Source organism: Saccharothrix tamanrassetensis, from assembly GCF_014203665.1.
Classification (GTDB): domain Bacteria; phylum Actinomycetota; class Actinomycetes; order Mycobacteriales; family Pseudonocardiaceae; genus Actinosynnema; species Actinosynnema tamanrassetense.
The window spans coordinates 765,194-791,766 of the sequence record NZ_JACHJN010000002.1; the positions used below are offsets into that span (position 1 = coordinate 765,194).

The window sequence follows — 26,573 nt, forward strand, 5'->3', positions numbered from 1 at the left end:
CGCGTGACGCGCTATGGAGACGGACTGGCGGTCGTGACCGTCACCTACTCGCCCGGTGAAACCCTGGACGGCTTCCTGACCACGCTGGCGGAGGCCACCACCCGGCCCGTCTCGGTGGTGCTGGCGGACAACGGCTCCACCGACGGCGTGCCGGAGCGCGCGGCCGACGAACACGACCACGTGACCTTCCTGTCGACCGGCGGCAACCTCGGCTACGGTGCGGCGGCCAACCGCGGTGTGGCGTCGCTGCCCGACGACGTCGGCTGGGTGGTGGTCGCCAACCCGGACCTGTCGTGGACCCCGGGCAGCCTGGACGTGCTGCTTGAGGCCGCCAAGCGGTGGCCGCGCGGCGGGGCGTTCGGACCGCTGATCAAGGAGCCGAACGGCGCGGTGTACCCGTCCGCACGGCAGCTGCCGTCGCTCGGCCGCGGCCTCGGGCACGCGGTGTTCGGGAAGCTCTGGCCCGCGAACCCGTGGACCCGCGAGTACCGCCAGGAGAAGGCGTCGATCCAGGAGCGCACCGCCGGCTGGCTGTCCGGCTCGTGCCTCCTGCTGCGCCGCGAGGCGTTCGACTCCGTCGACGGCTTCGACTCCCGCTACTTCATGTACTTCGAGGACGTCGACCTCGGCGACCGCATCGGCCGCGCCGGCTGGCTCAACGTCTACGTGCCGGAAGCCGAGGTCGTCCACATCGGCGGCCACTCCACCGCCCGCGCGTCCGCGCGGATGCTCGCGGCCCACCACAGCAGCGCCTACCGCTACCTGGCCGACCGCCACCAGGGCGCGCTCTGGGCACCACTGCGCCTGGCCGTGCAGACAGGACTGGGCCTGCGCCTGAAGCTGGTCACCCGACGCGGCTGACCGGCCCGGGGACGCCTCACATCGCGCGGTAGTCCCGCGGCGCGAACCGCGGACCGAAGCGCGGCTTCCGAGCGCCCGACGCCTCCACGTACCGCACGGCCCGATACCGCTGCGGGCGGTACGGGGCCAGGACCTCGGCCATCCCGTCGTCGTCCAACGGGCGGCCCAGCAGCGCCCACCCCACCAGCCCGGCCAGGTGGAAGTCGCCGAAGCTCACCGCGTCCGGGTCGCCCCAGGCCCGCTGCGCGATCTCGGCGGCCGTCCACACCCCGATACCCGGCACCTTGCACAGCAACGCCCGCCCGGCCTCGCCCCGCAGGTCGCAGGCGCCCTCCAGGCGGTGCGCCACCTGCGCGGCGGCGATCAGCGCACGACGGCGCGCCCCGTCGACGCCGGCCCGGTGCCACTCCCAGTCGGTGATCCCGAGCACCGCGCGCGGCGTGGGCGGAACCCGCATCCCGACCGGCGCGGGCCCCGGTGCGGCCGTGCCGAACTTCCGGCACAGCTCCCGGTAGGACCGGTGGGCTTCGACGATCGTCACCTTCTGCTCCAGCACGGCCGGCAGCAGCACGTCCCACACCCGACCGCCGGCGCCCAGCCGCATGCCGGGCAGGCGCCGCCGGGTCTCCGCGACCAGCGGGTGGTGGGCCTCGAACGCCGAATCGTCGTCCTCCGCACCCAGCAGCGCGGGCAACCGGTCCAGCAACCACTCGGCCCCGTCACCCCAGGCCCGTCCGACGACGTCAGCCGGCCTGGTGACGTGCAACGTCCCCGGACCGACCGGCGTGTTCGCCGTCAACCACACCCCGCCCTCCGCGCGGAACGTGACGTCACCCGGCCCCCGCCGCAGCGGCCCGAGCACCCCGGCCACGTCCAGCGGGAACAGGGGACGCCACGTCCTAAGCATCGGAGGGGGTCCTAGGCATCGGTGGAGAACCGGACCCCGGCCTCGGGCAGCACGACCCCCGGCCACACCCGCGCGCCACCGATCAACTCGCACCGCGCACCGATCACCGCACCGTCACCGATCACCGCGTCCGACACCACGGCCCCGGCCTGGACCAGCGCGTCCACCCCGAGCACACTCCGCTCGATCCGCGCACCCTCGCCGACCACGGCCCCGTCGAACAACACGGACCCGTCCACCACCGCACCAGCCGCCACCGTGCAGCCCGCGCCCACCGTCGCACCACCGGTCACCACCGCGCCCGGATCCACCTTCGCGCCGGGCAGCAGGATCGCGTCGCCCACCGCCCCCGGCAGCGCGGCCGACGGCGCAACCCCCCGCACCAGGTCCGCCGAACCCCGCACGAACGCGGCCGGGGTGCCCAGGTCCAGCCAGTACGAGGTGTCGACGTGCCCCTGCAGCCGCGCCCCCGACGCCAGCAGCCCGGGGAACGTCTCCCGCTCCACCGAGACCGGCCGCCCGGTCGGGATGCCGTCGACCACCTCCCGGCGGAACACGTAGCAACCGGCGTTGATCTGGTCCGTCGGCGGGTTCTCGGTCTTCTCCAGGAACGCCGTCACCCGGCCCTCGGCGTCCGTCGGCACGCACCCGAACCGACGCGGGTCCTCCACCTTCACCAGGTGGAGCGTCACGTCCGCGTTCGCGGAACGATGGGTCGCCAGCACACCCCGGAGGTCCACACCGGACAGGATGTCGCCGTTGAACACCATCACGTCGCGTTCACGCAGCTTGTGGGCCACGTTCCGGATCGCGCCCGCCGTGTCCAGCGGCACGTCCTCCACCACGTATTCCAGTTCGAGCCCGAGCGCCGACCCGTCGCCGAAGTGCTCCTGGAACACCTCGGCCTTGTACGAGGTGCCGAGCACCACGTGCGTGATGCCCACCTCCCGGATCCGGGACAGCAGGTGGGTGAGGAACGGCACCCCGGCCGTGGGCAGCATGGGCTTGGGGGCAGAGAGGGTCAGTGGCCGCAGCCGCGTCCCCTTGCCCCCGACCAGAACCACCGCCTCGACGCCTTGCGGCTCCGACATGCCGTTTTTCCTCCTCCGCTTACTTCCACCCGTAGATGCGAATACTCTGGCACGAGCACCCAGACGACACGGGCTCAGGCCCCGTGTCACCCATCGGCACCGCCGGCGCCTCCCGCCGGCCCAAGGCAAACGCAGGAGAGATCCGGATGGACCCCCGCGCTCGGGCCGACGCGGCGCTGGCCCGTGCTCGTGCACGTGGCATCCACGTCGTGACGCCGGACAACATGACGTCCCCGATGGACTCGTCGGCCACCCAGCAGATCCCACGCAGCATGGTCGACGCAGCCGACCCCCGCCTGGCCGACCCGGACAGCACCATGATCCTGTCCGCCCAGGTGGCCGCCGGCCGCCAACCGACCACCCCCCAACTCCCACCCCCGGCCGCCGCCGAACCCCAGCCGGAACTACGCGTCGCCCCGGGCCCGGTGCCGACCGTGCAACAGGTGGAAACCTCCCGCCCCTCCCTGTCGCAACGCCTGTCCGGCGGCCAAGACCAACGCCCACCCGGCCTGACCCAACGCCTGTCCGGCGACAGCTGACCACCCACACCAAACCGCGCGCCACCCTGACCCGCCGGCCGCCCCGCGCTTCCACGCGCACACCCTGCAAGTCTGCTGCGCGCACGCGCACACCTCTGCCCTGCGTGTCATCCCCGTATGGCCTGCCCGCAGGGAACCGCATGTGTCAAGGGCAGATCGACGCCCGCGATCACCGCACACACATGATCGATCTGCCCTTGACGCATGCGGTTGTCTTTGACCTGGCCATACGGGGATGACACGCAGACCTACCGCCCTCCAAAGCTCGAAGAGCTTTGCAGGGCTCTTGTGGAGATCCTTGGCGGCCAGCCCGTCCGGCGAGGACGCCCTTACGCCCTTCAGCCGAGGCCCCGTCCGCCGAGGACGCCCTTCCGGCAGGACGCCCTTACGCCCTTCAGACGACCCCCACCCTCACCTCAACCGAGCGAGCGCCGCCTCGACCATCGGGTACAGGTCATCCACGTTCGACGGCATCGCGTCCAACGGCCACCACTGGAGATCCACCGACTCCGCGCTGCGCACCGCCTGCGCGTCGACCGGCGCCCGGACCAGGAACCGCACGTCGAAGTGCCGCGTGGGCACCCCCGACGAGCAAGTGATCGGATGCACGTCCAGGTGAATCGGCGTGGGCTCGATCCGCAGCCCTCGAATCCCCGACTCCTCCGTCGCCTCCCGCAGCGCGGCACCGGCCAGCGTCACATCCGACGCCTCACAGTGCCCACCCAACTGCAACCACCGACCCACCCGCGGGTGCAAGGTCAGCAGCGTCCGTTCACCGGTCGCGTCCAGCACCAACGCCGAAGCCGTGATGTGCCCGGCCTCGCATGACCGCCGGCAGGCATCCGGCCGCCCCGCCAGGAATCCCAGGTAGGCCTGCCGCAAAGCCTCCTGGTCACGACCAGCCGGCCGCCAATTCCCCAGCACCGCCGTCGCATCGGCATGGAGATCGCCACCCGGCGAGCCTTCACCCCTGCCCAAGCTTTCACCCCCACCCAAACCTTCACCCCCGCCCGGGCTCACTGCTCCACCCCAGCTCACAGCTCCACAAACCCTTCGTCCAACGCCCGAGGCCCCCGAGGCACCAACGGCTCCGCCGGATGCCCCACCGCCACCGCCCCCAACGGCTCCCACTCCTCGGACAGCCCCAGCACCTGCCGCACCACATCGGCACAGAAGATCGTCGACGACACCCAACACGACCCCAGGCCCTCGGCGGCCAACGCCACCAACAGCCCCTGCACAGCCGCCCCACCCGCAACCGTGAACATCGTGTGCTCGGCCGCCGCCCGTCCCGCATCCGGATAGGCGTGCGCCCCGTCGGCCACCAGGAACGGCAACACGATCTCCGGCGCGTCCCGCAGGAAATCCCCCCGCCCCAACCGCCGGGCGACCTGCTCGTCGGAGAACCCGTCCCCGCGAAGATCCGCCGCCCACCGCTCCCGCATCGCGTCCAGCAGCGCCACCCGACGCCCGCGCAGGTGCACGAACCGCACCGGCCGCGTGTGGTGCGGCGCAGGAGCCGTCAACGCCGCCCCCACCGCCCGCTTCAAGGCGTCCGACGACACCGGGTCGGCAGTGAACGACCGAACCGACCGGCGCAGCAACACCGCCTCGGCCCGTCCCTGCGCCACCGCCTCCTCCACCCCCAACCGGAACAGGTCGTCCTCGACCGGACGCGTCAGGTCACGGGCCGACGAGCCGTCGTCGACCACCGCCAACCCGCGCACCACGGCCACCGGCACCGCACCCAGCTTGCCCTTGACCAGGTCCGCGGCAGCCGCGATCTCGTCCGCCACCGCCACCTCGGTCACGACCAGCGCGTTGCCCTGCCCGTCCACCGACCCCGCGTACCGGTGCAGCACCGTCAGCCCGGACGCCCCGATCGCGGCATCCGTCTGGCCCACCCGCCAAGCCCTTCCCATCGTGTCGGTGACCACCACGGCCACCTCCACGCCCAGCAGCCCCCGCAGCGCCGCCCGCAGCGCCGCCGCCGACCCGTCCGGGTCGACCGGCAGCAGGGCGATCTCGTCGCCCGCCACGTTCGACGCGTCCACCCCGGACGCGGCCTGCACGATCCCGAGCTTGTTCTCCGTGATCAACGTGCGCCCGCGCCGCGCGATCACCCGGACCGCTTCGGACTCCACAAAGGACCGGCGGACCGTGTCCCGCTCCTCCGGGTCGGAGGGCACCGCGATCAGCCGCCCCTCCACTTTGGACAGCACCTTGCTGGTGACGACCACCACGTCGCCGTCCGCGATCCACGGCGCCGCCGAGGCCACCGCCGCCGCCAGGTCGTCCCCCGGCCGGAACTCGGGCAGCCCCGGCACCGGCAGCACCGTCAGCGCGCCGGCCGCGGCGTGATCCACGCCGCCTTCGAATCCGCTCTCACCAGCACCGCCACCAGCACCGCCACCGCCACCGGCACCGGCACCGCCACCGGCACCGCCACCGGCACCGCCACCGGCACCCAACGTCTCACCCAATCGAAGCCCCCGCCAGCTCCAACGCCGCCCGCGCCATCGCCGCCGTGGCGTCCACATCGGACATCAACAGCGGCACCGCCCGAACCGCCACCCCGGGCACGTCACTCCGGTCCCCGGTGTGCACCAACCACCCGTCCAGCACACCCTTCTCGGTGGTCTTGCGCGACCCGTAGTACCGTCCGACGGCCTCGGCCGACGTCTCCACCCCGATCGCGGCCAGGCAGGCATCCGCCATCCCGCGCAACGGCTTCCCGCCGACGATCGGCGACAGCCCGACCACACCGGCCTCGGTCTTGCGCAACGCGTCCCGCACTCCCGGCACGCCCAGGATCGTGTTGACGCTCACCACCGGGTTCGACGGCGCGATCAGCACGGCGTCGGCCTCCAGCACGGCGTCCACCACCCCCGGCGCGGGCGTAGCGGTCTCCGCGCCCACCGAGGCGAACGACTTCGCGGGCAGCCCCGCCCGGTGCTTCACCCACCACTCCTGGAAGTGGATCGCCTTCGTCCCGTCCCCGTCCCCGTCGGCGACCACGACGTGCGTCTCCACCCGGTCGTCCGACATCGGCAGGAGCCGCACGCCGGGCTGCCAGCGGTGGCACAGCGCCTCCGTCACGGCCGACAAGGGGTAACCCGCGCGGAGCATGCGGGTGCGCACCAGGTGCGTCGCGATGTCCCGGTCACCGAGCCCGAACCAGGTCGGCTCGGCCTCGTAAGCCGCCAGCTCCTCCTTGACCGCCCACGTCTCGCCGGACCGCCCCCAGCCGCGTTCGACGTCGATGCCACCCCCCAGGGTGTACATGCAGCTGTCCAGGTCGGGACAGATCCGCAACCCGTGCATCCACACGTCGTCACCGGTGTTCACCACCGCCGTGATCTCGTGTTCGGGTGCACCCAACAACGACCTGAGACCGACGAGGAACCGAGCCCCGCCGACCCCTCCCACCAGTACGACGACCTTCACGGGACGCCATCCTCCCACGGTGCGACGAGCCTGTTTTTCCAGCGCCTCTCAACACCCGCCGGCGCCTCCCGGCACCCGCCGGCGCGTTCGACCCCTGCGGCAACGGTCAACGCCGGGGCGGGCACCCGTCAACGCCAGAACATGAACGTCGCCTGCCCGTACTGCGCCCACAGCGGCTCCCCGCCCACCAACTGGAACACCGCGTCCGCCAGGTCGAAGAACACCCGCGCGATGGTCGGGAACCCGATCAGCACCGCGAACAGCACCAGCGGCGCCCACGGCCGCGCCTTCGCGCCGAACTGCTGCGCCTGGTACGACATGAACGGCTCGATCACGCCCCACCCGTCCAGGCCGGGGATCGGCAGGATGTTCAGCACGAACGCGAAGATCTGCAACAAGGCCAGGTAGGACAGTGCGGCGGCGAGCCCGGCGGGCGGCTGGAAGATCAGCACGGACAGCGCGAGCAGCGCGCCCAGCACGAGGTTGCTGACCGGACCGGCCAGCGACACCATCGACTCCACCCGCTTGTTGCGCAGCGCGTGGTGGTTGATCCACACCGCGCCGCCGGGCAGCGGGATGCCGCCGAACGCCAGCAGCACCAGCGGCAGCACGATCGACATGATCGGGTCGGTGTAGTGGCGGATGTCCAGCGTCAGGTAGCCCTTCGCCTTCACCGCGTAGTCGCCGCCCCGGTACGCCACGACGGCGTGGCCGAACTCGTGCAGGCACAGCGAAACCGCCCAGCCGCCCAGCACGAACAGGACCGTCCCGCCGATCAACGCCGGGTCGGAGTCGTCGAACAGGGTCAGCACGGCGCCTGCCACCGTCACCGCGAGCAGGCTGAGGAACAGTGGACTCGGTCGCACCGCTGATCGCTTCACCTCTCCAGTGTGGCCTTCCCGATCCGGTGGTTCACAGGGGTGGCCATCGGCCGTTCGCGCGGCCGCAGTCGCTCGGTGTGCCACCTGAATCACCGTCTGTGCTGCTAGTCAAGGGTTTCGCGGCCATTCGCGGGAATATCCCCCGTCCTGTGGACTCGGCTTGACCGCGTGTTGTGACACAGGTGTAATCACATCGGTGTCATTCGTCGTTGTGGGGACGGCGAGTGGTGTCCGCCAACCGGGGAGAGCGGAAGGCGAGGAGGCGGACGGTATGCGGGAATTCGACGGGGGTCGCATCGTGGACGGTGACGCGCCGGCACAGGAGCCGGTGGTGTTCACCGATCTCTTCGACGCGACCGATGAGCAGGACTGGCAGGAGCGCGCCCTGTGCGCGCAGACCGACCCCGAGGCGTTCTTCCCCGAGAAGGGCGGCTCCACCAGGGAGGCCAAGCGGATCTGCCTGGGCTGCGAGGTGCGCTCCGAGTGCCTGGAGTACGCGTTGCAGCACGACGAGCGCTTCGGCATCTGGGGCGGGCTGTCCGAACGCGAGCGGAGGAAGCTCAAGAAGCGCGCCGTGTGATCCGCTTCGTGATCGCGCCGGCTTACCGTGGGCGTTCCACGGCGTAGTCGGACGAACGAGGAGCGGCACAGTTGACGAGCGGCGCCACTCCACGGCTGCGCACCGCGCCCGTGCTGGCAGTACTGGTGTGCCACGACGGCGAGCGGTGGCTGGGCACGGCGTTGTCCGCGTTGCGCAGGCAGCGACCCCGGCCGCGGCACGTGATCGCGGTCGACACCGGGTCGTCGGACGGCACGGCGAAGCTGTTGGCGGAAGCCGCCGAAGGTCCCGATCGGGTGATTGACGGCGTGCTGACGCTGCCGCGCGGCACGGGCTTCGGCGCGGCCGTGCACGCGGCCGTGGCGCACGCCGTCGAGCGGTGGGGCGATCCGGGTGCGTGGCTGTGGCTGCTGCACGACGACTGCGCGCCGGAACCGGACTGCCTGTCGCTGCTGCTGACGGCGGCGGAGGTGTCGCCCTCGGCGGCGGTGCTGGGGCCGTTGAGCCTGGACTGGTCGGATCCGCGGCTGGTGGTCGAGGCCGGGGTGTCGACCGACGCGTCGGGGCACCGGCAGACCGGCATCGGCGGCGTGGCGCTGGCGGGGTCGTTCCAGCAGAGCACCGAGGCGTTGGCGGTGTCGTCGGCCGGGTCGCTGGTCCGGCGCTCGGTGTGGGAGTCGCTGGGCGGCTACGACCGGCGGCTGCCGCTGCTGCGCGACGACGTCGACTTCGGGTGGCGGGTGAACCTCGCCGGGCACCTGGTGCTGTCGGTGCCGGTGGCCCGGATGCGGCACGCGCGTGCGGCCGGACGGGGGGTGCGGCGGCTGGACGCCGTCGCGGCCCGGCCCGGTCCCGCGCTGCGGGGTGTCGACCGGGCGCACGGGCTGCGCACGTTCCTGGTCAACTGCGGGACGTTGTCGTTCGTGCTCGGGCTGCCCCGGCTGGCCGTGCTGGGCTTGTTGCGCGCGTTGGGATTCTTGCTGCTGCGTCGGTTCTCCGACGCGCACGCCGAACTGGGCGCGGTCCGGTACCTCCTCTCCGGACGCGCGCGGCTGGCGGAGTCCCGGGCGGCGCGGCCGGTGAAGGGCGTGGTGCGCGGACTGTCCACCAGCCGGATCACCCGGTTGCGCAACGCGATCCGGGGAGCGTCCGCCTACCTGGTCCGGCGACGGGTCGAAGCGGATGCCGCGCTGGGCCGGTTGCCCGACGACGACGTCCGGCAGCCCGTGTGGTCGGCACCGTCCGAAGTGGAGCGTCCGGTGGTCGGGCCGTCCGCGCTGCCGGCCGGGGTGCTGTCGCGGCGGCGCCCGGTCCGGGTGACCGGCGGGTTGCGGCTGCCGGCGACCACCGTGCCGGTGGAGGCGTCGCTGCCGGCGGCGTTGCGCCCGTCACCCCGGCCCCGGCCTTCGCCGGTGCCGCGAGGGGCGCCGTCGGTCGTGTTCGTGGAGGTCGACCGGACCCGGGTGCTGTGGTCGTTGGTGCTCGGTCCGCCGCTGGTCCTGGTGTTCGGGTTGGCGGTGTTCGGGATCCTGGCCAACGCCGGGCGGATCGGGCTGGACCTGTCCGGCGGTCGGCTGCTGCCGGTGGCCGACCTGGCGGGCACGTGGTCGTCGTACCTGTCCGCCTGGCACCCGGTGGCCGGCGGCACCTCGGCGCCCGCGCCCGCGGCGTTGGCCGTGCTGGGGACTCTGGGCGTGCTGCTCGGCGGTCCGCCCGTGGTGGTCGCGGTGCTGTTCATCGGCGACGCGGCGCTGGCCGGGCTGTTCGCCTACGTGGCCACCCGCCGGGTGCCGGTGCGCAGGCCCGTGCGGGCTGTGGTGGCTGCCGCTTACGGGTTGTTGCCCGCGGCGACCTCGGCGGTGTCGCAGGGGCGGCTGGACGTCGTCGTGGTGCACGTGATGGTGCCGTTGGTGTTCGCCGGCGTGTACTCCGTGCTGCGCGGCGGGACCGGGGCGGCTTGGCTGCCGGTGGCTTCCGGCACGGCGCTGGCTGTTGCCGTGGTCGGGGCCTTTTCGCCGTTGGTGCACGTGTTGGTGGTCCTGGGGGCGCTGGTCGCGTTCGTCGTCGTGCCGGGGCGGGAGGGTGACGGGCGGCGGCGGGTGGCCGGGCTGTTCACCGTCGTGCTGCTGCCCATGGCGCTGTTGCTGCCTTGGCCCGCGGTGGTGTTGCAGCACCCGTCGGTGGTGCTGCACGGGGTCGGCGCGCACGTGGAGACCGCGTCGGTCGGGCTGGTGGATCTGCTGACGCTACGGCCCGGTGGACCCGGTGCGGTGGCGTTCGTGGGTGTGCTGGTCGTGCTGTTCGCGGTGGCTGCGGGGCTGGTGCGGCCTTCGCGGGCGATGCTGCCCGGGGTGGCGGTGGTCGTGCCGGCCGGGTTCGCGGTGATCGTGCTGCGGACGGTGTCGGTGACGCCGCTGACCGGCGGCCCTGCCTCGTTCGGGTGGACCGGGGGGCCGTTGGTGGTGGCCTCCTGGGGGTTGTTGTGGGTGGTGCTGGCCGCTTGTCGCCGGGATGCCGTTCCGGTGCCCCGGGGTCGGTTGGCCGGTGCCGTGGGGGTGGTGGGGGTCGCCGCGATGGCTTGCCTCGGGTTCGTGGGGTTGCGGGGCGGGCCGTTGACGGCTTCGGCGGTGCGGTTGCCCACGACCGTCGAGCAGGAGTTGCCGCGGACCGGGCGGGCGGTGCTGGTGCTGGGGACGCCGGCGCGGCAGGTGTCCGGGCGGTTGCCCGCGTTCGGGGACGACGACCTCGTGCCGGTGCCGGGGAGCGCTTCGCGGCTGGAGCGGTGGAACCGGGACCTGACGTCCGGGTCGGCGGAGGCGGCCCGGACGGCGTTGGCGCAGGCCGCGGCGTCGGGGGTGGCGTTCGTGGTGGCGCCGGACCACGCGGCGGGGCAGCGGTTGCGGGATCTGGCGGGGGACCTGGTGGCAGCCGCGCCGCCGATGTCGGACGGGCGGCCGGTGCTCCGGGTGCAGTTGGCGGCGGGGAACGTCGTGCTGCTGTCGCCCGAGTTGGCGCGGCGGGCCCGGACCGGTGGGTTGCCGCCGGACGCGTTGGGGGCGCCGGGCATCGCGCCGGTCGAGTCCGCGCCGCCCGAGGTGGGGGTGCGGGTTTCGGAGGGGCCCGAGGGGCGGTTGCTGGTGGTCGCGGCTGAGGACGAGCCGGGGTGGAGCGCTGTGGTGGACGGCCGGGCGGTGGGGGTGGTCCGGGCTTGGGGGCACCTGGTGGGGGTGCCGGTGCCTGCCGGTGGGGCCGAGGTGCGGGTGGAGGCTTCGGGCACGCTGCGGGAGTTGTTGTTGCTGGTGCAGGGCGCTGCGGCGTTGTTCACGGTATTGACGGCGATTCCTTCGCGGCGGCGTTGATTCTTGGGGTCCGGGTCCGGGTCCGGGTCGCGGTTTGGGCTCGGATTGTCGGTTGACGGGTGATCCGGGTTGGGTGTGGATCGCTCTCAGCTTTCGAGGCTGGGATTGTCGGTGCCTCGTGGGATGATCGATGTGGGGGCCGGAGGCCACGGGCTGGCTATGTTGTGAGGCTTTGACCTGCGGTTATCTGGTCCGCCTGCTGCCTGCCCGCTGTCCGTCCGTCTGTGTCTGAGCTGCTTTGCCTTGTGTCGCTGGTGCCTTGGCGATAGCGAGGGAGCGGGAGGCGAAGGGTCAAAGCGGAAAAGCGGCGCTCGCCGCTGGGCAGGCCATACGGGAGGAAGCGGGGCAGCCTGTTGTGCCGGCGCACAGGCTGCGGGCCGGGGGGAGGGTGCCGAAGGCGAGAGGCCGGGGGAGGGTGCCGAAGGCGAGAGGCAGGGAGCGCAGGGGTCGGAGGGGTGAGTGGCGTATGAGGTCGGTCGGGTGTGGGTCAGTCGCCGTCGATGACGTCCGGGTCCAGGCCGAGGTAGTTGGCGACTTGTTCGACCAGGACGTCGTGCACCAGGTCGGCCAGGTCGGCGCCGTCCTTGGCGCGGGCTTCCAGGGGACGTCGGTAGAGGACGATCCGGGCTCGGCGGTCGGTGCCGGCCGGCATCAGGCGGGCCAGGGGGACGTTGCCGTCCTCGACCACGTCGCCGTCGTCGGAGGCCGCCTGGACGTCCGGTACGTCGTCGACCGCCACGTCGAGCTGGGTCAGCTCGGTCCGCCAGCGGGTTTCGATCGGTTCCAGGGCTTCCAGCACCAGAGCGTCGAAGCGTTCCGCCCGGCTGCGGGCCGCGGGCAGGGTCGCCGGGTACAGCGGCCCGCGCAGGCCTCGGCCGTGGCGGTCGCGATTGCGCCGCCTCGGAGCACCCTGACGTCGCGAACCCCTGGCCATCACCACGGGGTAGAGGGTAGTTGGCGGGGGGTCGCGCGCTGTCGGCGACCTGCGGAGTTGCCGAAGCTCCACCGCCGCGCCGGAGGTAATCCAACACACCTCAGCCGCGACGCGATATCGTCCCCGCCGTGCGGAGCGTGAGACGGTGCTCGCGAACCGGGTGCGCTAACCCGGCAGTCGCCACGCTCACGTACGCCTATGCGGACTCCACGGCGGTCGTCGGACCTCTGGCCACCTACTCCGAACCGCACAGCTACGACCTCTGCGAGGAGCACGCGCTGCGCCTCACCGCCCCGCGCGGGTGGGAGGTGGTGCGCCACCAGGGGGAGTTCCGGGCCCCCGAACCGACCGTGGACGACCTCACGGCGCTCGCCGAAGCGGTCCGGGAGGCGGGGCGGGCCGACCGGCCGGTGCCCCCCGAGGTGCCCGCGGGCACCATCCGGCGTGGTCACCTGCGGGTTCTGCCCGATCCCAACGAGGACTGAACCTACCGAACACGACCACCACGCGCGCGCCGGTAGGCTTTCGACGCCCACGTCAAGAGCCAAACCGGGAGTGTGGCTGTGCGCGATCTGTCCGGCATCGTCAAGGCTTACGACATCCGCGGTGTCGTCGGGGAACAGCTTGACGCGGAGGTCGTCCGCGACTTCGGCGCGGCGTTCGCGCGGCTGGTCGGCGGACCCGCCGTGGTCATCGGCCACGACATGCGCGATTCCTCGCCCGGTCTGGCCGCCGCGTTCGCCGACGGGGTGACGCGGCAGGGTGTCGACGTCATCAGCATCGGCCTGGCCAGCACCGACATGCTCTACTTCGCCTCCGGCAAGCTGAACCTGCCGGGTGCGATGTTCACCGCCTCGCACAACCCCGCCAAGTACAACGGCATCAAGCTGTGCCGCGCGGGTGCCGCGCCGGTCGGGCAGGACTCCGGGCTGGCGCAGATCCGGGCCGACGTGGAGGCCGGTGTCGCCGACGCCTCCGACGTGTCGCCCGGCTCGCTGTCGGAGCGCGACATGCTCGTCGAGTACGCCGCCTACCTGCGCGAACTGGTCGACCTCTCCTCGTCGAGGCCGTTGAAGGTGGTGGTCGACGCGGGCAACGGCATGGGCGGGCACACGGTCCCCGAGGTGTTCGCCGGGCTGCCGATCGAGGTCGTCCCGATGTACTTCGAGCTGGACGGCAGCTTCCCCAACCACGAGGCGAACCCGCTGGACCCGAAGAACATCGTCGACCTCCAGGCCCGCGTGCGGGAAGAGGGCGCGGACGCGGGTGTGGCGTTCGACGGGGACGCCGACCGGTGCTTCGTGGTGGACGAGCGCGGCGAGCCGGTGTCGCCGAGCGCCATCACGGCCCTGGTCGCGGTGCGCGAGCTGGCCAAGGACCCCGGCGGCACGATCATCCACAACCTGATCACCTCGCACTCCGTCCCGGAGATCGTCCGCGAGCACGGCGGCAAGCCGGTGCGCACCCGGGTGGGCCACTCGTTCATCAAGGAGGAGATGGCCCGCACCGGCGCCATCTTCGGCGGCGAGCACTCCGCGCACTACTACTTCCGCGACTTCTGGCGGGCCGACACGGGCATGCTGGCCGCGCTGCACGTGCTGGCCGCGCTGGGCGAGCAGGACGGCCCGCTGTCCGCGCTGACCGCCGACTACGCGCGGTACGCGGCGTCCGGCGAGGTCAACTCGACGGTGGACGACCAGGCGGGCCGGCTGGCCGCGATCAAGGCCGAGTTCGGCGCGCGGGACGGCGTCGAGCTGGACGAGCTGGACGGCCTGACCGTCAGCCTGCCCGACGGCTCGTGGTTCAACCTGCGGGCCTCCAACACCGAGCCGCTGCTGCGGCTGAACGTGGAAGCCGCCGACGCGGCCTCGGTCGCGGCGTTGCGCGACGAGGTCCTGGCGATCGTGAGGGGATGAACACCGTGGTCGTCCAACTCGACGCACAGCTGCTGGAGATCCTGGCCTGCCCGTGCCCGGAGCACGCGCCGCTCAAGCCCGGCACCGCCCAGGACCCGCAGGCCGACTTCCTGACCTGCACGGCGTGCGGCCGGTCGTTCCCCGTCCGGGAGGGCATCCCGGTGCTCCTGCTGGACGAGGCTGTCGTGCCGACGGCGGGATGACGCCGGTGCTCGACGACAGCCTCCTGGACGACCAGTCCCGCCTCGCCGACGCCGACCCCGGCGGCCTGCTGCGCGCCGCGGCGCGGGCGGGCGCGCAGGTCCGGGCCACCGCCGAGGCGGCCAACGAGCTGGACGTCACCGGGGCGTTCCGCGAACGGCCGCGCGCGCTGGTGCTGGTGACCCGGCCCGGTGTCGCGCCGGCCGTGGCGAAGCTGGTGACCGCCCTGCTCGGGCCGCAGTGCCCGGTGCCGGTGGTGGTGACCGACGACGTGCCCTCCTGGGTGGGCGCGCTGGACGTGGTGCTCGCGCACACCGAGGACGCCGGTGACGTGGTGCTGGCCGAAGCGGTGGACCGGGCCGCCCGACGTGGCGCGCGGGTGCTGCTGACCGCCGAGCCGGACGGTCCGGTGGCCGCGTCCGCCGCGCAGCACGCGCTGCTCATCCCGCCGCGCGTGCCGGTGCCGCAGGGCTTCGGGTTCGCCCGCGGGTTCGCGGCCTGGGTGCTGGCGTTGAACGCGCTGCGCCTGCTGGACGTGGACGTGCAGGCGGTCGCCGACGAGCTGGACCGGGAGGCCGAGCGCGACCACCCGATGCACGAGTCGTTCGTCAACCCGGCGAAGTCGCTCGCGCTGCGGGTCGCCGACCGGACCCCGCTGCTGTGGGGGCTGGACGACCCGGCCACCGCCGTCGCGGCGCACGGTGCCGGCATGTTGGGCTGCTACGCGGGCCTGGTCAGCGACGTCGCCGGCTACCCGCAGGCGCTGACGAAGTCCGTGCTGCACCGCAAGGCCGTGCGCAGCACGTCCGGCGCGGACATCTTCGCCGACCCGGACGAGGAGCAGGACGGCCTGGTGCGCGTGCTGCTGCTGGCCGTGCGCCAGGGGCGGCAGGCCGAGTTCGCGCGGCGGGCCGCGATGGATACCTTGCCGGGAGCCGACGTGCTCGAACCGGCCGAGGAAGTGACCGGCGGCGACGCGGTGTGCGCCGCGCTGCTCGCGCTGCGGTTCGAGTTGGCCGCGCTGTACCTGGGCCTGGCGGCGGGAACGCTGGGCGGACCGGGGCTGTACGCGCCGGCTGTGTGAGGGGACGTTCGCTGTGGAACTGCTGCACAACGCGGTGCGGGCGTACGCGTGGGGATCGCGTACGGCCATCGCCGAGCTGCTCGGGAGGGAGGTGCCCGCGCCGCACCCCGAGGCGGAGCTGTGGATGGGAGCCCATCCCGGCGACCCGTCCCGGGTGGTCCGGCCGGACGGCAGCCGCTCCCTGCTGGAGCTGCTCGCGGAGGACCCGGACGGCCAGCTCGGCGCGCGGTGCGCCGGGCGCTGGGGCAGCAGGCTGCCGTTCCTGCTCAAGGTGCTGGCGGCGGACGAGCCGCTGAGCCTCCAGGCGCACCCGTCGGCCGCGCAGGCCGCGGCGGGTTTCGCCGCCGAGGAGTCGGCGGGCGTGCCGATGGACTCGTCCGTGCGCAACTACAAGGACCCGTCGGCGAAGCCGGAGCTGATCTGCGCGCTGACCGAGTTCCACGCGCTGGCCGGGTTCCGCGCGCCGGAGCGGACCGTGGCGCTGCTGCGGTCGCTGGAGGCGCCCGACTTCACCCCGTACACCGAGCTGCTGGCCGCCCAGCCGGACGAGAGCGGGCTGCGCGCCCTGTTCACCACCCTGATCACGCTGCCGCAGACCGCGCTGGACGCCCTGCTGCCGCAGGTGCTCGACGCCTGCGTGCTGCACGTGAAGGAGCGCGGCGAGTTCGACCTGGAGTGCCGCACCATCCTGGAGCTGGGCGAGGCCTACCCCGGTGACGCGGGGGTGCTGGCCGCGATGCTGCTCAACCGGCTGGTGCTGCGGCCCGGCGAGGCGATCCACCTGCCCCCCGGCAACCTGCACGCCTACCTGCACGGCACGGGCGTGGAGATCCTGGCCAACTCGGACAACGTGCTGCGCTGCGGCCTCACCCCGAAGCACGTGGACGTGCCCGAGCTGTTGCGCGTGCTGGACTTCACCTGCGGCGACATGCCGGTGCAGACCGGTTCCGAGACCTCACCCGGGCTGTGGACGTACCGCACGCCGAGCCCCGAGTTCGAGCTGTCCCGGCTGGAGCTGACGGCGGGCGACGAGGTCCGGGTGGACCACGACGGCCCGCAGGTCCTGCTGGTCACGCAGGGGTGCGCGCGGATGTCCAACGCGTCCGGCCAGTCGCTGGTGGTGGCCCGGGGGCAGTCGGTGTGGCTGCCGGCCGCCGATCCCGCGGTGACGGTCACGGCGGACGAGCCGACGCGCCTTTTCCGGGCAACCGCCGGCAGCGGTTGAGGTCGCCGACTAGGGTCACCCGCGAACCAGATCACCGCGGACAAATCGGACTTAGCTTAGGGAGCAGACGTGTCAGCAGGAGGCGGTACCAAGGCGATCATCGCCGCGCTGGTGGCCAACGCCGGGATCGCGGTGGCGAAGTTCGTCGGCTTCCTGGTCACCGGGTCGTCGTCGATGCTGGCCGAGTCGGTGCACTCGCTGGCGGACACCTCCAACCAGGGCCTGTTGTTGCTGGGTCAGAAGACCGCCCGGCGCAAGGCCACCACGAACCACCCGTTCGGCTTCGGCCGCGACCGGTACTTCTACTCGTTCGTGGTGGCGCTGCTGCTGTTCAGCCTCGGCTCGGTGTTCGCGCTGTACGAGGGCATCCACAAGCTGGAGTCCCACGAGCCGCTGTCGTCGCCGCTGGTCGCGGTGGTCATCCTGGTGGTCGCGATCGGCCTGGAGACCTACAGCTTCCGGACCGCGATCAAGGAGTCCAGGCTGATCAAGGGCGACGCGACGTGGTGGCAGTTCATCCGCCAGTCGAAGGTGCCCGAGCTGCCGGTCGTCCTGCTGGAGGACGCCGGCGCGCTGTTCGGCCTGGTCCTGGCGCTGCTCGGGGTCGGACTCTCGACGCTGACCGGCGACCCGGTGTGGGACGCGGTCGGCACCATCTCCATCGGTGTGCTGCTGGGCGTGATCGCCATCATCCTGATCGTGGAGATGAAGTCGCTGCTGATCGGCGAGGGCGCGGCTCCGGCGGAGCTGAGCGTCATCGTGGACGAGCTGGCGGCGGGCAAGGTCCAGCGCGTCATCCACATCCGGACCCAGTACATCGGGCCGGACGAGCTGCTGGTGGCGGCCAAGATCGCGCTGAACCCGGGGCTGTCGGTGAGCGAGGTGGCCGAGGCGATCGACGACGCCGAGCAGCGGGTGCGCAACAAGGTCCCGGCGGCCCGGCTGATCTACCTGGAGCCCGACCTGGACCGGTCGCTGACCAAGTCGTAGGTGCCGGTGTCGCCGAGGGCGACGAGCTGCTCGACACGTGCACGAGCCCGCGCCTGGCGCGGGCTCGTGCTGGTTCAGGCCCCGGAACGCGACCGCGCCCACCGTGATCGCCGGGTGGACATCCAGGTCGAACGGATGCCACTCGGCGACCGGCTGCACGGTGGGCGCGGCGGGTCTTGCGGGGTGGACGTGCACGTCCCCGGCGATCGACCCGGCGAGGCGACCGCGGTCGCCTCGCCGGACATGTCGATGCGCACCGGTCCGGGCACGCGCCGGACGCTACGAAACCTCGTCCGGCTTCACCACGGGGACGGCGGTGGCGCCGTGCTCCTTGCCCAGCACCGAGTTCCGGCGGCTGTAGACGAAGTACACCACCACGCCGAGCGCCATCCAGATCAGGAACCGGACCCAGGTCAGCGCGGTCAGGTTGAGCATCAGCCACAGGCACGCCGCGATCGCCAGGATCGGCACCAGGGGCACCAGCGGCACCCGGAAGCCGCGCGGCAGGTCGGGACGGGTCTTGCGGAGCACCAGGACGCCCGCCGACACCAGCACGAAGGCGAACAGCGTGCCGACGTTGACCATCTCCTCCAGCTTGCCCGCCGGGAAGAAGCCGGCCGCGATGGCGACCAGCACGCCGATGACGACGGTGATCCGGTACGGCGTCCCGTGCTTGCCGGTCAGGGCCAGCTTGCGCGGCATCAGGCCGTCGCGGGACATGGCGAACAGCACGCGCGACTGGCCGAGCATCATCACCATCACGACGGTGGTCAGGCCGGCCAGCGCGCCGACCGAGATCACCGTCGCCGCCCAGTCGACCCCGTTCTGCGCGAACGCCGTCGCCAGCGTGGCCCGGGTGCCGTCGGGCTGGGTCTTGAGCTGGTCGTAGGGCAGCATGCCGGTGATCACCAGGGACACCGCGACGTAGAGCACGGTGACGATCGCCAGCGAGCCCAGGATGCCGCGCGGCACGGCCTTGCGCGGGTTGCGGGTCTCCTCCGCGGTGGTGGCCACCACGTCGAAGCCGATGAACGCGAAGAACACCAGCGACGCCGCCGCCAGCAGCCCCAGCACGCCGTACGTGCTGCCGGAGAAGCCGGTCACCAGCGAGAACAGCGACTGCTCCAGCCCGGTCCCGGTGGTGCCGCCGGTCTGCGCGGGCGGGATGTAGGGGCTGTAGTTCTCCGCCTTGATGTAGCCGATGCCGAGCACGATCACCAGCAGCACCACGGCCACCTTCACCGCCGTGATGACCGCGCTGACCCGTGACGACAGCTTGGTGCCGATCACCAGCAGCACGGTGAGCGCGAACACCAGCAGCAGCGAGCCCCAGTCGACGTCCACGCCGCCCACCGACGCCGTGGTCTTCACCGACACCCCGAGCTGCCCGAGCACCGTCTCCAGGTACAGCGACCAGCCCTTCGACACGGCCGCCGCGCCGACCGCGAACTCCAGGACCAGGTCCCAGCCGATGATCCACGCCATGAACTCGCCGAACGTGGCGTAGGAGAACGTGTACGCGCTGCCGGCGACCGGCACCGTGGACGCGAACTCGGCGTAGCACAAGGCGGCCAGCGCGCAGGCGATCGCGGCCAGCACGAACGCCAGCGAGACCGACGGGCCGGCGAGGTTGCCGGCGGTGGACGCGGTGAGCGTGAAGATGCCCGCGCCGACCACCACCGCGACGCCGAAGACCGTGAGGTCCCACGCGGTGAGGTCCTTGCGCAGCTTGGTGCCCGGCTCGTCGGTGTCGGCGATCGACTGCTCGATCGATTTCGTGCGCCAAAGCCCGTTCCCCGGCACGGTGCGTCTCCTCCTCGTCGCGGTTTGTACGGCTGTCCAGCCTAGAGGCCGGTCCCGGAACCGGTGACCCGGCCGGAATCCCCGGCCGACCGGCTATCGAGCGGACAGCGCGTCCGGCGCACCATTGGAGCACCACCGGCCTTGATCGTGGCGCGAGTTCGACCAACCGCTGCGGTAGTTTCGGCGGCCATGACGGTGCTCTGCCTGGATGTCGGCTCCACGTGGACGAAGGGCGCCCTGCTCTCGGCCGCCGGGGACCTGCTGGGCACCGCGCAGCAGCCCACCTCGCCACCCGAGGTGATGGACGGCGTCACGGCCGTGTCGAACGCCCTGGGCGGGGCGGACGAGGTGCTCGCGTGCTCGTCGGCGGGCGGTGGTCTGCGGCTCGCGGTGGTGGGGCAGGAACGGCTGGTCAGCGCCGAGGCCGGCTACCGGGTGGCGTTGTCGGCGGGCGCGAAGGTCGTGCACGTGTCGGCCGGCCCGCTGGACGGCGGCGGCGTCCGGGCGTTGCGCGCGGCCGGACCGGACCTGGTCCTGCTGGTCGGCGGCACGGACGGCGGTGACGCCTCGGTGCTCCTGCACAACGCGGAACGGCTGGCCCGCAACCGGATCACGTGCCCGATCGTGCTGGCGGGCAACGCGGATGCCCGTGCCGAGGCCCTGGCGCTCCTGGCCGGCCGCACCGTCGTGCCCGCGGACAACGTGCTGCCGGACGTCGGCGAACTGGCTCCCGGCCCGGCCCGCGGCGCGATCCGTGAAGTGTTCCTGCGGCACGTGATCGGCGGCAAGGGCCTGTCCCGCGGCTCCGCGTTCCGTCAACTGGTAAGGGCTGTGACACCGGACGCAGTGCTGCACGGGGTGTCACGACTGGCCGCACAGGACCGTGAAGGCGCGGTACTGGTCGTCGATGTCGGCGGTGCCACTACGGACGTGTACTCCGCCGTGTCCACCGTGGACGATGAATCCGAGCGTACGGTCGCCCTGCCGCCGGACCGCCGAACGGTCGAAGGAGACCTCGGCATGCGCTGGTCCGCGCCCGGTGTGGTGGTGGAAGCGGTCACCGAGAAGCTGGTCGACAAGGCGGAAGCCGAGTCCCTGCAACGCGAAGCCGCCCGACGTGCCACCGACGTGACCTGGCTGGCGGACGACCCGGAGGTGGACCTCCGGGTCGCCGGTCTGGCCGCGGTCCTGGCCGTGCGCAGGCACTTGCGACTGGTCGACGGTCGACTCGGCCCACGGGGCGCGGGTCGGCTCGTGCTGTCCGGCGGCGTCTTCCGCCACGCACCCGACCTGACCGCCGTGGAACGCCTGCTGCGCAACGACCCCGTGCTCCGGCCCGTGCTGAAGTCGGCCGAGGTCCTCGTAGACGGCCACTACGTGCTGGCCCCGGCCGGCCTGCTCGCCGCCACCGGTCGCGCCGAAGCCGCCGACCGGCTCCTCACGCACCTGGGCTGACGTCGGGCTTGGCCTTCGGCGACAGCACCGGCGCCAGCCGGGCGACCGGCAGCACGGGCCCCGGCAGCCCCGGGCCCGGCGGGGGTGCCGCCACGTCCTCCAAGCCCGCCGCGATCGCGATCGCACGGTCCCACTCCGGGTCGGAGGTGTAGTCCGCGTGCCGGTTCACGCCCGCCGCCCAGCGCCGTCCGGGGAACGGCCCGCGCTGCGGGTCCGGCAGCCAGTGGTCGCCGCCGAGCACCAGCGCCCCGGTCGGCCCGCGCAGCGCGGGCGGCAGGGCGCCGGTCGTGCCGTTCGGCAGGAAACCGGTGCCGAGCAGCATCCCGTCGAACACCTGGCGGCCCCACGTGGTCACCGCTCCGCCCAACGGGTCCGTGCCGCGGCACAGCGCCCGCCAGCGGCCGTCCAGCCCACCGGCCAACGCGGCCAGCGAACTGTGCGGCACCACGGCCGGGAAGGCGCGCGGGTAGGCCCACTGCAACTGCGACCCGGCGGTCACCAGCCCCAACCGCGCGGCCTCCGACTCGGGCAGCTCCTCCAGCAGCCGGGCCACCGCCACGGCCGCCAGCAGGCTCCCCTGGGAGTGCCCGGCCAGCACGACCCGCGTGCCGGGGTCGGCCAGGTGCTCCCGCACCCGCGACACCAGTTCGGGCACGACCTTCAGCGCGTAGCACGGCGGTACCACGGGGTGCGCCTCGCGCGGCCAGAACGCCGCCAGGTCCGCCAGGATGCCCAGCTGCCGAGCGGTGTCCGGCCGTCGTGCCGCCAGGTAGACCGCCCGCAGCAACGACAACGCCAGCACCGCCAGCACCACGACGCCGGCCCCGGCGAACGGCCGCGCCCACCCCGGCAGGTCGACCTCGCGCAGCCGCAGCGCCGCCGCCGGCACCGCACCTCCCACCAGCACGAACGCCGCGATCAGCACCACGTGGTGGCTGTGCCGCTGTTCCCAGCGCGCCCACCACCACGCCCGCGCCGCCCGCTTCACGTCCCGCGCGCGCCCGGCGTGCAGCAGCGACGCCTCCTTCGCCCACTCCTTGCCGCGTCGCAGCGAGCTCCACCGCACCGCGCCCGTGGTCGCCACCACCGCGATCCCGGCGACGAGAGCCAGCAGCCCGGCCACGCCCCACAGCAGCGCGATGTAGTCGTACCCGCGCGGCAGCACGCCGTGGCCCAGCACCCGCCGCAGCGTCAACGCCACCCCGGCCCCGAACCCGCCGCCCAGCAGCGCCGCGATCGCCACCACCGGCGCGGCCATCCAGCCGCCCGCCCACGGCCGCAGGTCGCGCGGCAGGTCCCGCCACGTCCGGCGGGCCAGCAGGGCGGCCGGCGCCAGCAGCAGCCCGAGCAGCAGGCACACCAGCGCGACCAGCGCCGCGACCATCTGCACGGCCAGGTCCGCGCCCGGCAGCTGAGCCGGCAGCCGCGTCAGCAACCCGACCGACACGACGAACAACGCCCACGCGACACCGAGCAGCACGCGCCTCGGCCGTCGGGCCAAGGCCGCCCGCAGCCACCGGCCGCCCCGGTGCGGCGCACCGCCCGTCGGGTCGTCCAGCAGCATCGCGGCCAGCGCCGAGAGCCCCACCAGCACGACGCCGAGCACCCACGCCGCGGTCAGCGCCACCCCGTGCCGGCCGGGTGCGAGCAACGGCCCCGGCGGACCGCCCAGACCCACCACCACCGCGGTGCCCAGCCCGGCCACCAGGTGCAGCACCCGCAACGCGGGCGTGTCCGGGTCCGTCGCCACGTGCGCGCCGGGAAGACCCGACGCGCCACTCGGGGCCGCCGGCACGTTCTTCCGCTCGATCCGCCAGTCCACCGCCGACATCCGGTGCAGCACCAGCAGCAGCAACGCGATCGGCGCCATCCCGATCACCGACCGGGCCCACGGCGCGTCCGACACCCACGTCGGACCGCCCAGGCACGTCGACCCCGGCGCGAGGCACTGCGCCGCCACCAGGTCCAGGCTGATCACCGCCAGCTGCGCCACCAGCAGCACGGTCAGCAGCAGCGCCGCCAGCCGCAGCAGCGCCCGCAACCCGATGCCCAGCAGGTGCGCGGGCACCGAACCGGTCGGCACCGGCGGCAGCATCCAGTGCGCCACGTTGGCCAGCGAGAACGGGAACAGCAGCGCCCACGTCGCCTTCGCCCAGCCACCGGAGGTCATGCCGCCCCACACGTAGCCCTCGACCACGCGCGTCACCGGGCGCCCGCCGGCCTGGAGCACCGGTCCCGGTGCGGGTCTGCGCAGCCGGTCGGCGGGGCGCACGACGCGGCCCAGGCCGTCCCCGGCCACGTCCACCGCGGCCACCGCGTCCACCAGCGACTGCGGGGTCGTGCCCTGGACACCGTGCACCCGCAGCTCGACCACCCGTGTGTCGGGGCCGGGAATCAGCACAAATCCTCCAGCGAGGCTCATGTCAGCCAGGTCATAGTGGTCCATCAGCGGCCCACACGCAGCCGAGCCGGATTACCGGCGTGGCGGGCGGTAGGGTCGGCGAGACCCCGAATTTGGAGGAACCAGCGATGACCGCCGAGAGGCTCCAGACCCGCAACGGCATTGATTTCGCCGTCGCCGACCTCTCCCTGGCTGAGTTCGGCCGCAAGGAGATCCGCCTGGCCGAGCACGAGATGCCGGGCCTGATGGCGCTGCGGCGCGAGTACTCCGAGGTTTACCCGCTGAAGGGGGCGCGGATCTCCGGCTCGCTGCACATGACCGTGCAGACCGCCGTGCTCATCGAGACGCTGGTGTCCCTCGGCGCCGAGGTCCGCTGGGCCTCGTGCAACATCTTCTCCACCCAGGACCACGCCGCCGCGGCGGTCGTCGTCGGCCCGCACGGCACCCCGGAGGAGCCGAAGGGCGTCCCGGTGTTCGCCTGGAAGGGCGAGACGCTGGAGGAGTACTGGTGGACCGCCGAGTCCATGCTGACCTGGCCGGACGGCGGCGGTCCGAACATGATCCTGGACGACGGCGGCGACGCGACCATGATGGTCCACAAGGGCGTCGAGTACGAGAAGGCCGGCGTCGTCCCGTCCGCGGACGACAGCGACCCGGAGGAGTGGCAGATCGTCCTGGAGACGCTGCGCGCGTCCCTGGCGAAGGACTCCGGCAAGTGGACCAAGATCGCCGAGGGCATCCGCGGCGTGACCGAGGAGACCACCACCGGCGTCATGCGGCTGTACCAGCTGGCGGCGGCGGGTGAGCTGCTGTTCCCGGCGATCAACGTCAACGACGCGGTGACGAAGTCGAAGTTCGACAACCGCTACGGCATCCGGCACTCGCTGATCGACGGCATCAACCGCGGCACGGACGTGCTGATGGGCGGCAAGGTCGCGGTCATCTGCGGCTACGGCGACGTCGGCAAGGGCGCGGCGGAGTCGCTGCGCGGCCAGGGCGCGCGGATCATCGTGACCGAGATCGACCCGATCTGCGCGTTGCAGGCGGCCATGGACGGCTACGACGTCCAGGTGCTGGAGGACGTGCTCGACCGGGCCGACATCGTCATCACCACGACCGGCAACAAGGACGTCGTGCGCATCGAGCACATGGCGGCCATGAAGCACCAGGCGATCGTGGGCAACATCGGCCACTTCGACAACGAGATCGACATGGCCGGCCTCCAGCGCTACCCCGGCATCCGGCGGATCAACATCAAGCCGCAGGTCGACGAGTGGGTGTTCCCGGACGGCAAGTCGATCCTGGTGCTGTCGGAGGGCCGGCTGCTCAACCTGGGCAACGCGACCGGCCACCCGAGCTTCGTGATGTCGAACTCCTTCTCCAACCAGGTGATCGCGCAGGTCGAGCTGTTCGCGAAGTACCAGGAGTACGACAAGGAGGTGTACCGCCTGCCGAAGAAGCTGGACGAGAAGGTCGCCCGCATCCACCTGGACGCACTGGGCGGCAAGCTCACCAAGCTGACCAAGGACCAGGCCGAGTACATCGACGTGGACGTAGAGGGCCCCTATAAGCCCGACCACTACCGGTACTGAGTTGGATTGACCTGGCTTCGCCAGGTCGGGGCGCGGTCGCCCGGAAGTCGGTAGGTCGAGACCGGTTTTCCGTCGATCGAAGAGCGTGATCGTCGGAAAACCGGTCTCGACCTACCGACGCGACCGCGCCCGGCGTGTCTGCGGAGGGCCTTGGCGCTGTGCGTCTTGGCCCTTCCGGCGTTGGGGGAAGGCCGGGTGGCGAAGCCAGGTCGATTGAACACATTCAATTCCACTCGACGGCTATGCCGGCTATGCCGGGGCCCACGTCGGTGAAGTAGGCGCTCACGACGCCGCCGAGGCCGCACACGAGTTCCTCGACGTTCACGGGCGTGGCGGCGGTGTCGGTGCGGAACTGCTTGGTGCACCGGGCGGGCAGGGAACGGCGGTTGAAGGCGAGCTGCAGCAGGTAACCCCGGCAGGGTTCGCGGAAGGTGCGGTGGTGGCCGGGGGTCGGGCCGCCGGTGTCGTCGACGACCGTGAAGCTGAAGACGTGCTCCTCGCCCTCGGCCAACCGCCGGTCGAAGAGCAGTTCGAACGCCAGGCCGCGGGAAGCGCTCTGCCGCCGCAGCCGGCCCTGCCGACACCCCTCCGCCGGTCTTACCAGGGCGTTCTCGATCACGCTCCCCACATCGCCCTGGTGCACGGCCAGGTAGCGGTCCGGCCCGGCCCGCAGGGCCCGCACCACCAGCCGCGTGGTGATGGACCGCTGCTCCCGCTGCGCCCCGATCAGCACCGTGTCGTGCACGGACAGCACTTCCAGGTCCGCGTTGGCCCGCGCGCTCTCCGGCACGGCCTCGAACTCGGCCAGCAGCGGGGCGGTCTGCACCCAGGCGTTGGCGAGTTCGGCGAACGCGGGCCGCGGCAGCCGGGCCTGCGGGCGGTTGCCGACCAGGGCCACCAGCGAGTCCGCCGGCAGCCGCAGCACGGTCTCCAGCGCCCGCACGGTCGCGATGGCGCGGGGCACCTCGGGGTGGCGCAGGCCGCGTTGCCAGTAGCTCAGCGTCGACTGGCCGACCTGCACGCCCTGCTGTTCCAGGTGTGCCCTCAGCCGGGCCAGGGACAGGCCCCGGTGGGCGATGGCGTCGTGCAGCGCCCGGTGGAACGGGCCGTAGCGCAGGGTCTCGGCCAGGGCGTCGGGCAACCCTGGCGGGTGGGCAACCGGCTGGTCGACCGGCCCGGAATCCGCGGTCACCGCGGCACCACCCTTTCGTACGGACCCAAATTGGGTTCACCGTAGTCACTCGATCTGGTGAGAGAAAGATCTCTAGTCACCCAACTGGGCGACGTTATGCCGCCGATCGAGCGGAAACGCCGACCCTTAGGGTGGT

23 protein-coding genes are annotated in these 26,573 nt (G+C 72.5%); 12 read left to right on the plus strand and 11 right to left on the minus strand.

The genetic code is table 11. From position 1 onward, the window contains the following. Positions 1-3: 3 nt before the first annotated feature. Positions 4-861: a glycosyltransferase family 2 protein gene (locus tag FHS29_RS08525; protein WP_184689799.1), complete on the plus strand. Its 858-nt coding sequence runs from the start codon at positions 4-6 to the stop codon at positions 859-861. A gap of 16 nt (positions 862-877) precedes the next feature. Here the strand turns inward: FHS29_RS08525 and FHS29_RS08530 are convergent, their stop codons facing one another. Together FHS29_RS08530 and manB are read right to left on the minus strand one after the other, a co-directional pair. Next, positions 878-1,768 carry a DNA-3-methyladenine glycosylase family protein gene (locus tag FHS29_RS08530; RefSeq protein ID WP_184689800.1) on the minus strand — a complete coding sequence of 297 codons (891 nt, stop codon included), beginning with the start codon at positions 1,766-1,768 and terminating at the stop codon, positions 878-880. Between the two features lie 11 nt (positions 1,769-1,779). Further along, on the minus strand, positions 1,780-2,859 hold the full coding sequence (gene manB / locus FHS29_RS08535; RefSeq protein WP_184689802.1) for a mannose-1-phosphate guanylyltransferase: 1,080 nt from the start codon (positions 2,857-2,859) through the stop codon (positions 1,780-1,782). A gap of 146 nt (positions 2,860-3,005) precedes the next feature. Here manB and FHS29_RS08540 point away from each other — a divergent pair, with 146 nt between their 5' ends. Continuing rightward, the gene (locus FHS29_RS08540) at positions 3,006-3,398 is read left to right on the plus strand and encodes a hypothetical protein (protein ID WP_184690122.1); all 393 of its coding nucleotides are present in this window, start codon (positions 3,006-3,008) and stop codon (positions 3,396-3,398) included. Positions 3,399-3,809: 411 nt separating this feature from the next. Here FHS29_RS08540 and FHS29_RS08545 read toward each other — a convergent pair whose 3' ends face one another. From FHS29_RS08545 to FHS29_RS08560, 5 genes are all read right to left on the minus strand, one after another. Continuing rightward, entirely contained in the window at positions 3,810-4,376 is a 567-nt protein-coding gene (locus FHS29_RS08545; protein ID WP_184689803.1) for an NUDIX hydrolase, read from the minus strand. A 56-nt stretch (positions 4,377-4,432) separates the two neighbouring features. Further along, a complete protein-coding gene (locus FHS29_RS08550; RefSeq protein WP_312864820.1) occupies positions 4,433-5,764 on the minus strand; it encodes a coenzyme F420-0:L-glutamate ligase in 1,332 nt (443 codons plus the stop codon). Further along, positions 5,737-5,877, minus strand: a complete 141-nt coding sequence (locus tag FHS29_RS36675) for a hypothetical protein (RefSeq protein ID WP_246440016.1) — start codon at positions 5,875-5,877, stop codon at positions 5,737-5,739. Before FHS29_RS36675 ends, FHS29_RS08550 begins: the two co-directional genes overlap by 28 nt. Then, a complete protein-coding gene (cofD, locus tag FHS29_RS08555) occupies positions 5,874-6,845 on the minus strand; it encodes a 2-phospho-L-lactate transferase (RefSeq protein ID WP_184689807.1) in 972 nt (323 codons plus the stop codon). Before cofD ends, FHS29_RS36675 begins: the two co-directional genes overlap by 4 nt. 128 nt (positions 6,846-6,973) lie before the next feature. Further along, on the minus strand, positions 6,974-7,726 hold the full coding sequence (locus FHS29_RS08560) for a site-2 protease family protein (RefSeq protein WP_184689808.1): 753 nt from the start codon (positions 7,724-7,726) through the stop codon (positions 6,974-6,976). 271 nt (positions 7,727-7,997) lie between these two features. Between FHS29_RS08560 and FHS29_RS08565 the strand changes: the two genes are divergently transcribed. Both FHS29_RS08565 and FHS29_RS08570 read left to right on the plus strand, forming a co-directional pair. Beyond that, positions 7,998-8,306 carry a WhiB family transcriptional regulator gene (locus FHS29_RS08565; RefSeq protein ID WP_221455502.1) on the plus strand — a complete coding sequence of 103 codons (309 nt, stop codon included), beginning with the start codon at positions 7,998-8,000 and terminating at the stop codon, positions 8,304-8,306. A gap of 71 nt (positions 8,307-8,377) precedes the next feature. Next, positions 8,378-11,644 carry a glycosyltransferase family 2 protein gene (locus tag FHS29_RS08570; RefSeq protein WP_184689810.1) on the plus strand — a complete coding sequence of 1,089 codons (3,267 nt, stop codon included), beginning with the start codon at positions 8,378-8,380 and terminating at the stop codon, positions 11,642-11,644. A gap of 487 nt (positions 11,645-12,131) precedes the next feature. Here FHS29_RS08570 and FHS29_RS08575 read toward each other — a convergent pair whose 3' ends face one another. After that, the gene (locus FHS29_RS08575) at positions 12,132-12,578 is read right to left on the minus strand and encodes a metallopeptidase family protein (RefSeq protein ID WP_184690110.1); all 447 of its coding nucleotides are present in this window, start codon (positions 12,576-12,578) and stop codon (positions 12,132-12,134) included. Positions 12,579-12,706: 128 nt separating this feature from the next. On the opposite strand from FHS29_RS08575, the gene FHS29_RS08580 reads away from it, so the two are divergent. The 6 genes from FHS29_RS08580 (at position 12,707) to FHS29_RS08605 (ending at position 17,994) form a co-directional block, all read left to right on the plus strand. Then, the gene (locus FHS29_RS08580; RefSeq protein WP_184689812.1) at positions 12,707-13,063 is read left to right on the plus strand and encodes a DUF3499 domain-containing protein; all 357 of its coding nucleotides are present in this window, start codon (positions 12,707-12,709) and stop codon (positions 13,061-13,063) included. Between the two features lie 78 nt (positions 13,064-13,141). Continuing rightward, entirely contained in the window at positions 13,142-14,494 is a 1,353-nt protein-coding gene (locus FHS29_RS08585; RefSeq protein WP_184689813.1) for a phosphomannomutase/phosphoglucomutase, read from the plus strand. A 5-nt stretch (positions 14,495-14,499) separates the two neighbouring features. Beyond that, positions 14,500-14,697 (plus strand): Trm112 family protein, encoded by a 198-nt coding sequence (locus tag FHS29_RS08590; RefSeq protein WP_184690111.1) that lies wholly within the window; start codon positions 14,500-14,502, stop codon positions 14,695-14,697. A 5-nt stretch (positions 14,698-14,702) separates the two neighbouring features. After that, positions 14,703-15,779, plus strand: a complete 1,077-nt coding sequence (locus tag FHS29_RS08595; protein ID WP_376774395.1) for a hypothetical protein — start codon at positions 14,703-14,705, stop codon at positions 15,777-15,779. A 13-nt stretch (positions 15,780-15,792) separates the two neighbouring features. Beyond that, positions 15,793-17,004, plus strand: a complete 1,212-nt coding sequence (manA, locus tag FHS29_RS08600) for a mannose-6-phosphate isomerase, class I (RefSeq protein WP_184689817.1) — start codon at positions 15,793-15,795, stop codon at positions 17,002-17,004. Positions 17,005-17,073: 69 nt separating this feature from the next. After that, positions 17,074-17,994 carry a cation diffusion facilitator family transporter gene (locus FHS29_RS08605; protein ID WP_184689819.1) on the plus strand — a complete coding sequence of 307 codons (921 nt, stop codon included), beginning with the start codon at positions 17,074-17,076 and terminating at the stop codon, positions 17,992-17,994. Between the two features lie 279 nt (positions 17,995-18,273). Here the strand turns inward: FHS29_RS08605 and FHS29_RS08610 are convergent, their stop codons facing one another. Continuing rightward, positions 18,274-19,797, minus strand: coding sequence for an amino acid permease (locus FHS29_RS08610; RefSeq protein WP_184689820.1), 1,524 nt, complete (start codon positions 19,795-19,797; stop codon positions 18,274-18,276). 189 nt (positions 19,798-19,986) lie between these two features. Between FHS29_RS08610 and FHS29_RS08615 the strand changes: the two genes are divergently transcribed. Continuing rightward, positions 19,987-21,252 carry a glutamate mutase L gene (locus FHS29_RS08615; protein ID WP_184689822.1) on the plus strand — a complete coding sequence of 422 codons (1,266 nt, stop codon included), beginning with the start codon at positions 19,987-19,989 and terminating at the stop codon, positions 21,250-21,252. Here the strand turns inward: FHS29_RS08615 and FHS29_RS08620 are convergent. After that, positions 21,236-23,698, minus strand: a complete 2,463-nt coding sequence (locus FHS29_RS08620; RefSeq protein WP_184689824.1) for a hypothetical protein — start codon at positions 23,696-23,698, stop codon at positions 21,236-21,238. The genes FHS29_RS08615 and FHS29_RS08620 overlap by 17 nt on opposite strands. A gap of 83 nt (positions 23,699-23,781) precedes the next feature. Between FHS29_RS08620 and ahcY the strand changes: the two genes are divergently transcribed. Beyond that, on the plus strand, positions 23,782-25,245 hold the full coding sequence (gene ahcY / locus FHS29_RS08625) for an adenosylhomocysteinase (protein WP_184689825.1): 1,464 nt from the start codon (positions 23,782-23,784) through the stop codon (positions 25,243-25,245). A gap of 223 nt (positions 25,246-25,468) precedes the next feature. Here ahcY and FHS29_RS08630 read toward each other — a convergent pair whose 3' ends face one another. Beyond that, entirely contained in the window at positions 25,469-26,437 is a 969-nt protein-coding gene (locus tag FHS29_RS08630) for a hypothetical protein (protein WP_184689827.1), read from the minus strand. Between the last annotated feature and the right edge of the window lie 136 nt (positions 26,438-26,573).

Excerpts from the sequence above, each read along its gene's own strand:
- manB (WP_184689802.1), bottom strand. The coding sequence starts at position 2,859 with ATGTCGGAGCCGCAAGGCGTCGAGGCGGTGGTTCTGGTCGGGGGCAAG.
- FHS29_RS08620 (WP_184689824.1), bottom strand. The coding sequence starts at position 23,698 with ATGGACCACTATGACCTGGCTGACATGAGCCTCGCTGGAGGATTTGTG.
- FHS29_RS08540 (WP_184690122.1), top strand. The coding sequence starts at position 3,006 with ATGGACCCCCGCGCTCGGGCCGACGCGGCGCTGGCCCGTGCTCGTGCA.
- FHS29_RS08530 (WP_184689800.1), bottom strand. The coding sequence starts at position 1,768 with ATGCTTAGGACGTGGCGTCCCCTGTTCCCGCTGGACGTGGCCGGGGTG.
- ahcY (WP_184689825.1), top strand. The coding sequence starts at position 23,782 with ATGACCGCCGAGAGGCTCCAGACCCGCAACGGCATTGATTTCGCCGTC.
- FHS29_RS08575 (WP_184690110.1), bottom strand. The coding sequence starts at position 12,578 with ATGGCCAGGGGTTCGCGACGTCAGGGTGCTCCGAGGCGGCGCAATCGC.
- FHS29_RS08565 (WP_221455502.1), top strand. The coding sequence starts at position 7,998 with ATGCGGGAATTCGACGGGGGTCGCATCGTGGACGGTGACGCGCCGGCA.
- FHS29_RS08615 (WP_184689822.1), top strand. The coding sequence starts at position 19,987 with ATGACGGTGCTCTGCCTGGATGTCGGCTCCACGTGGACGAAGGGCGCC.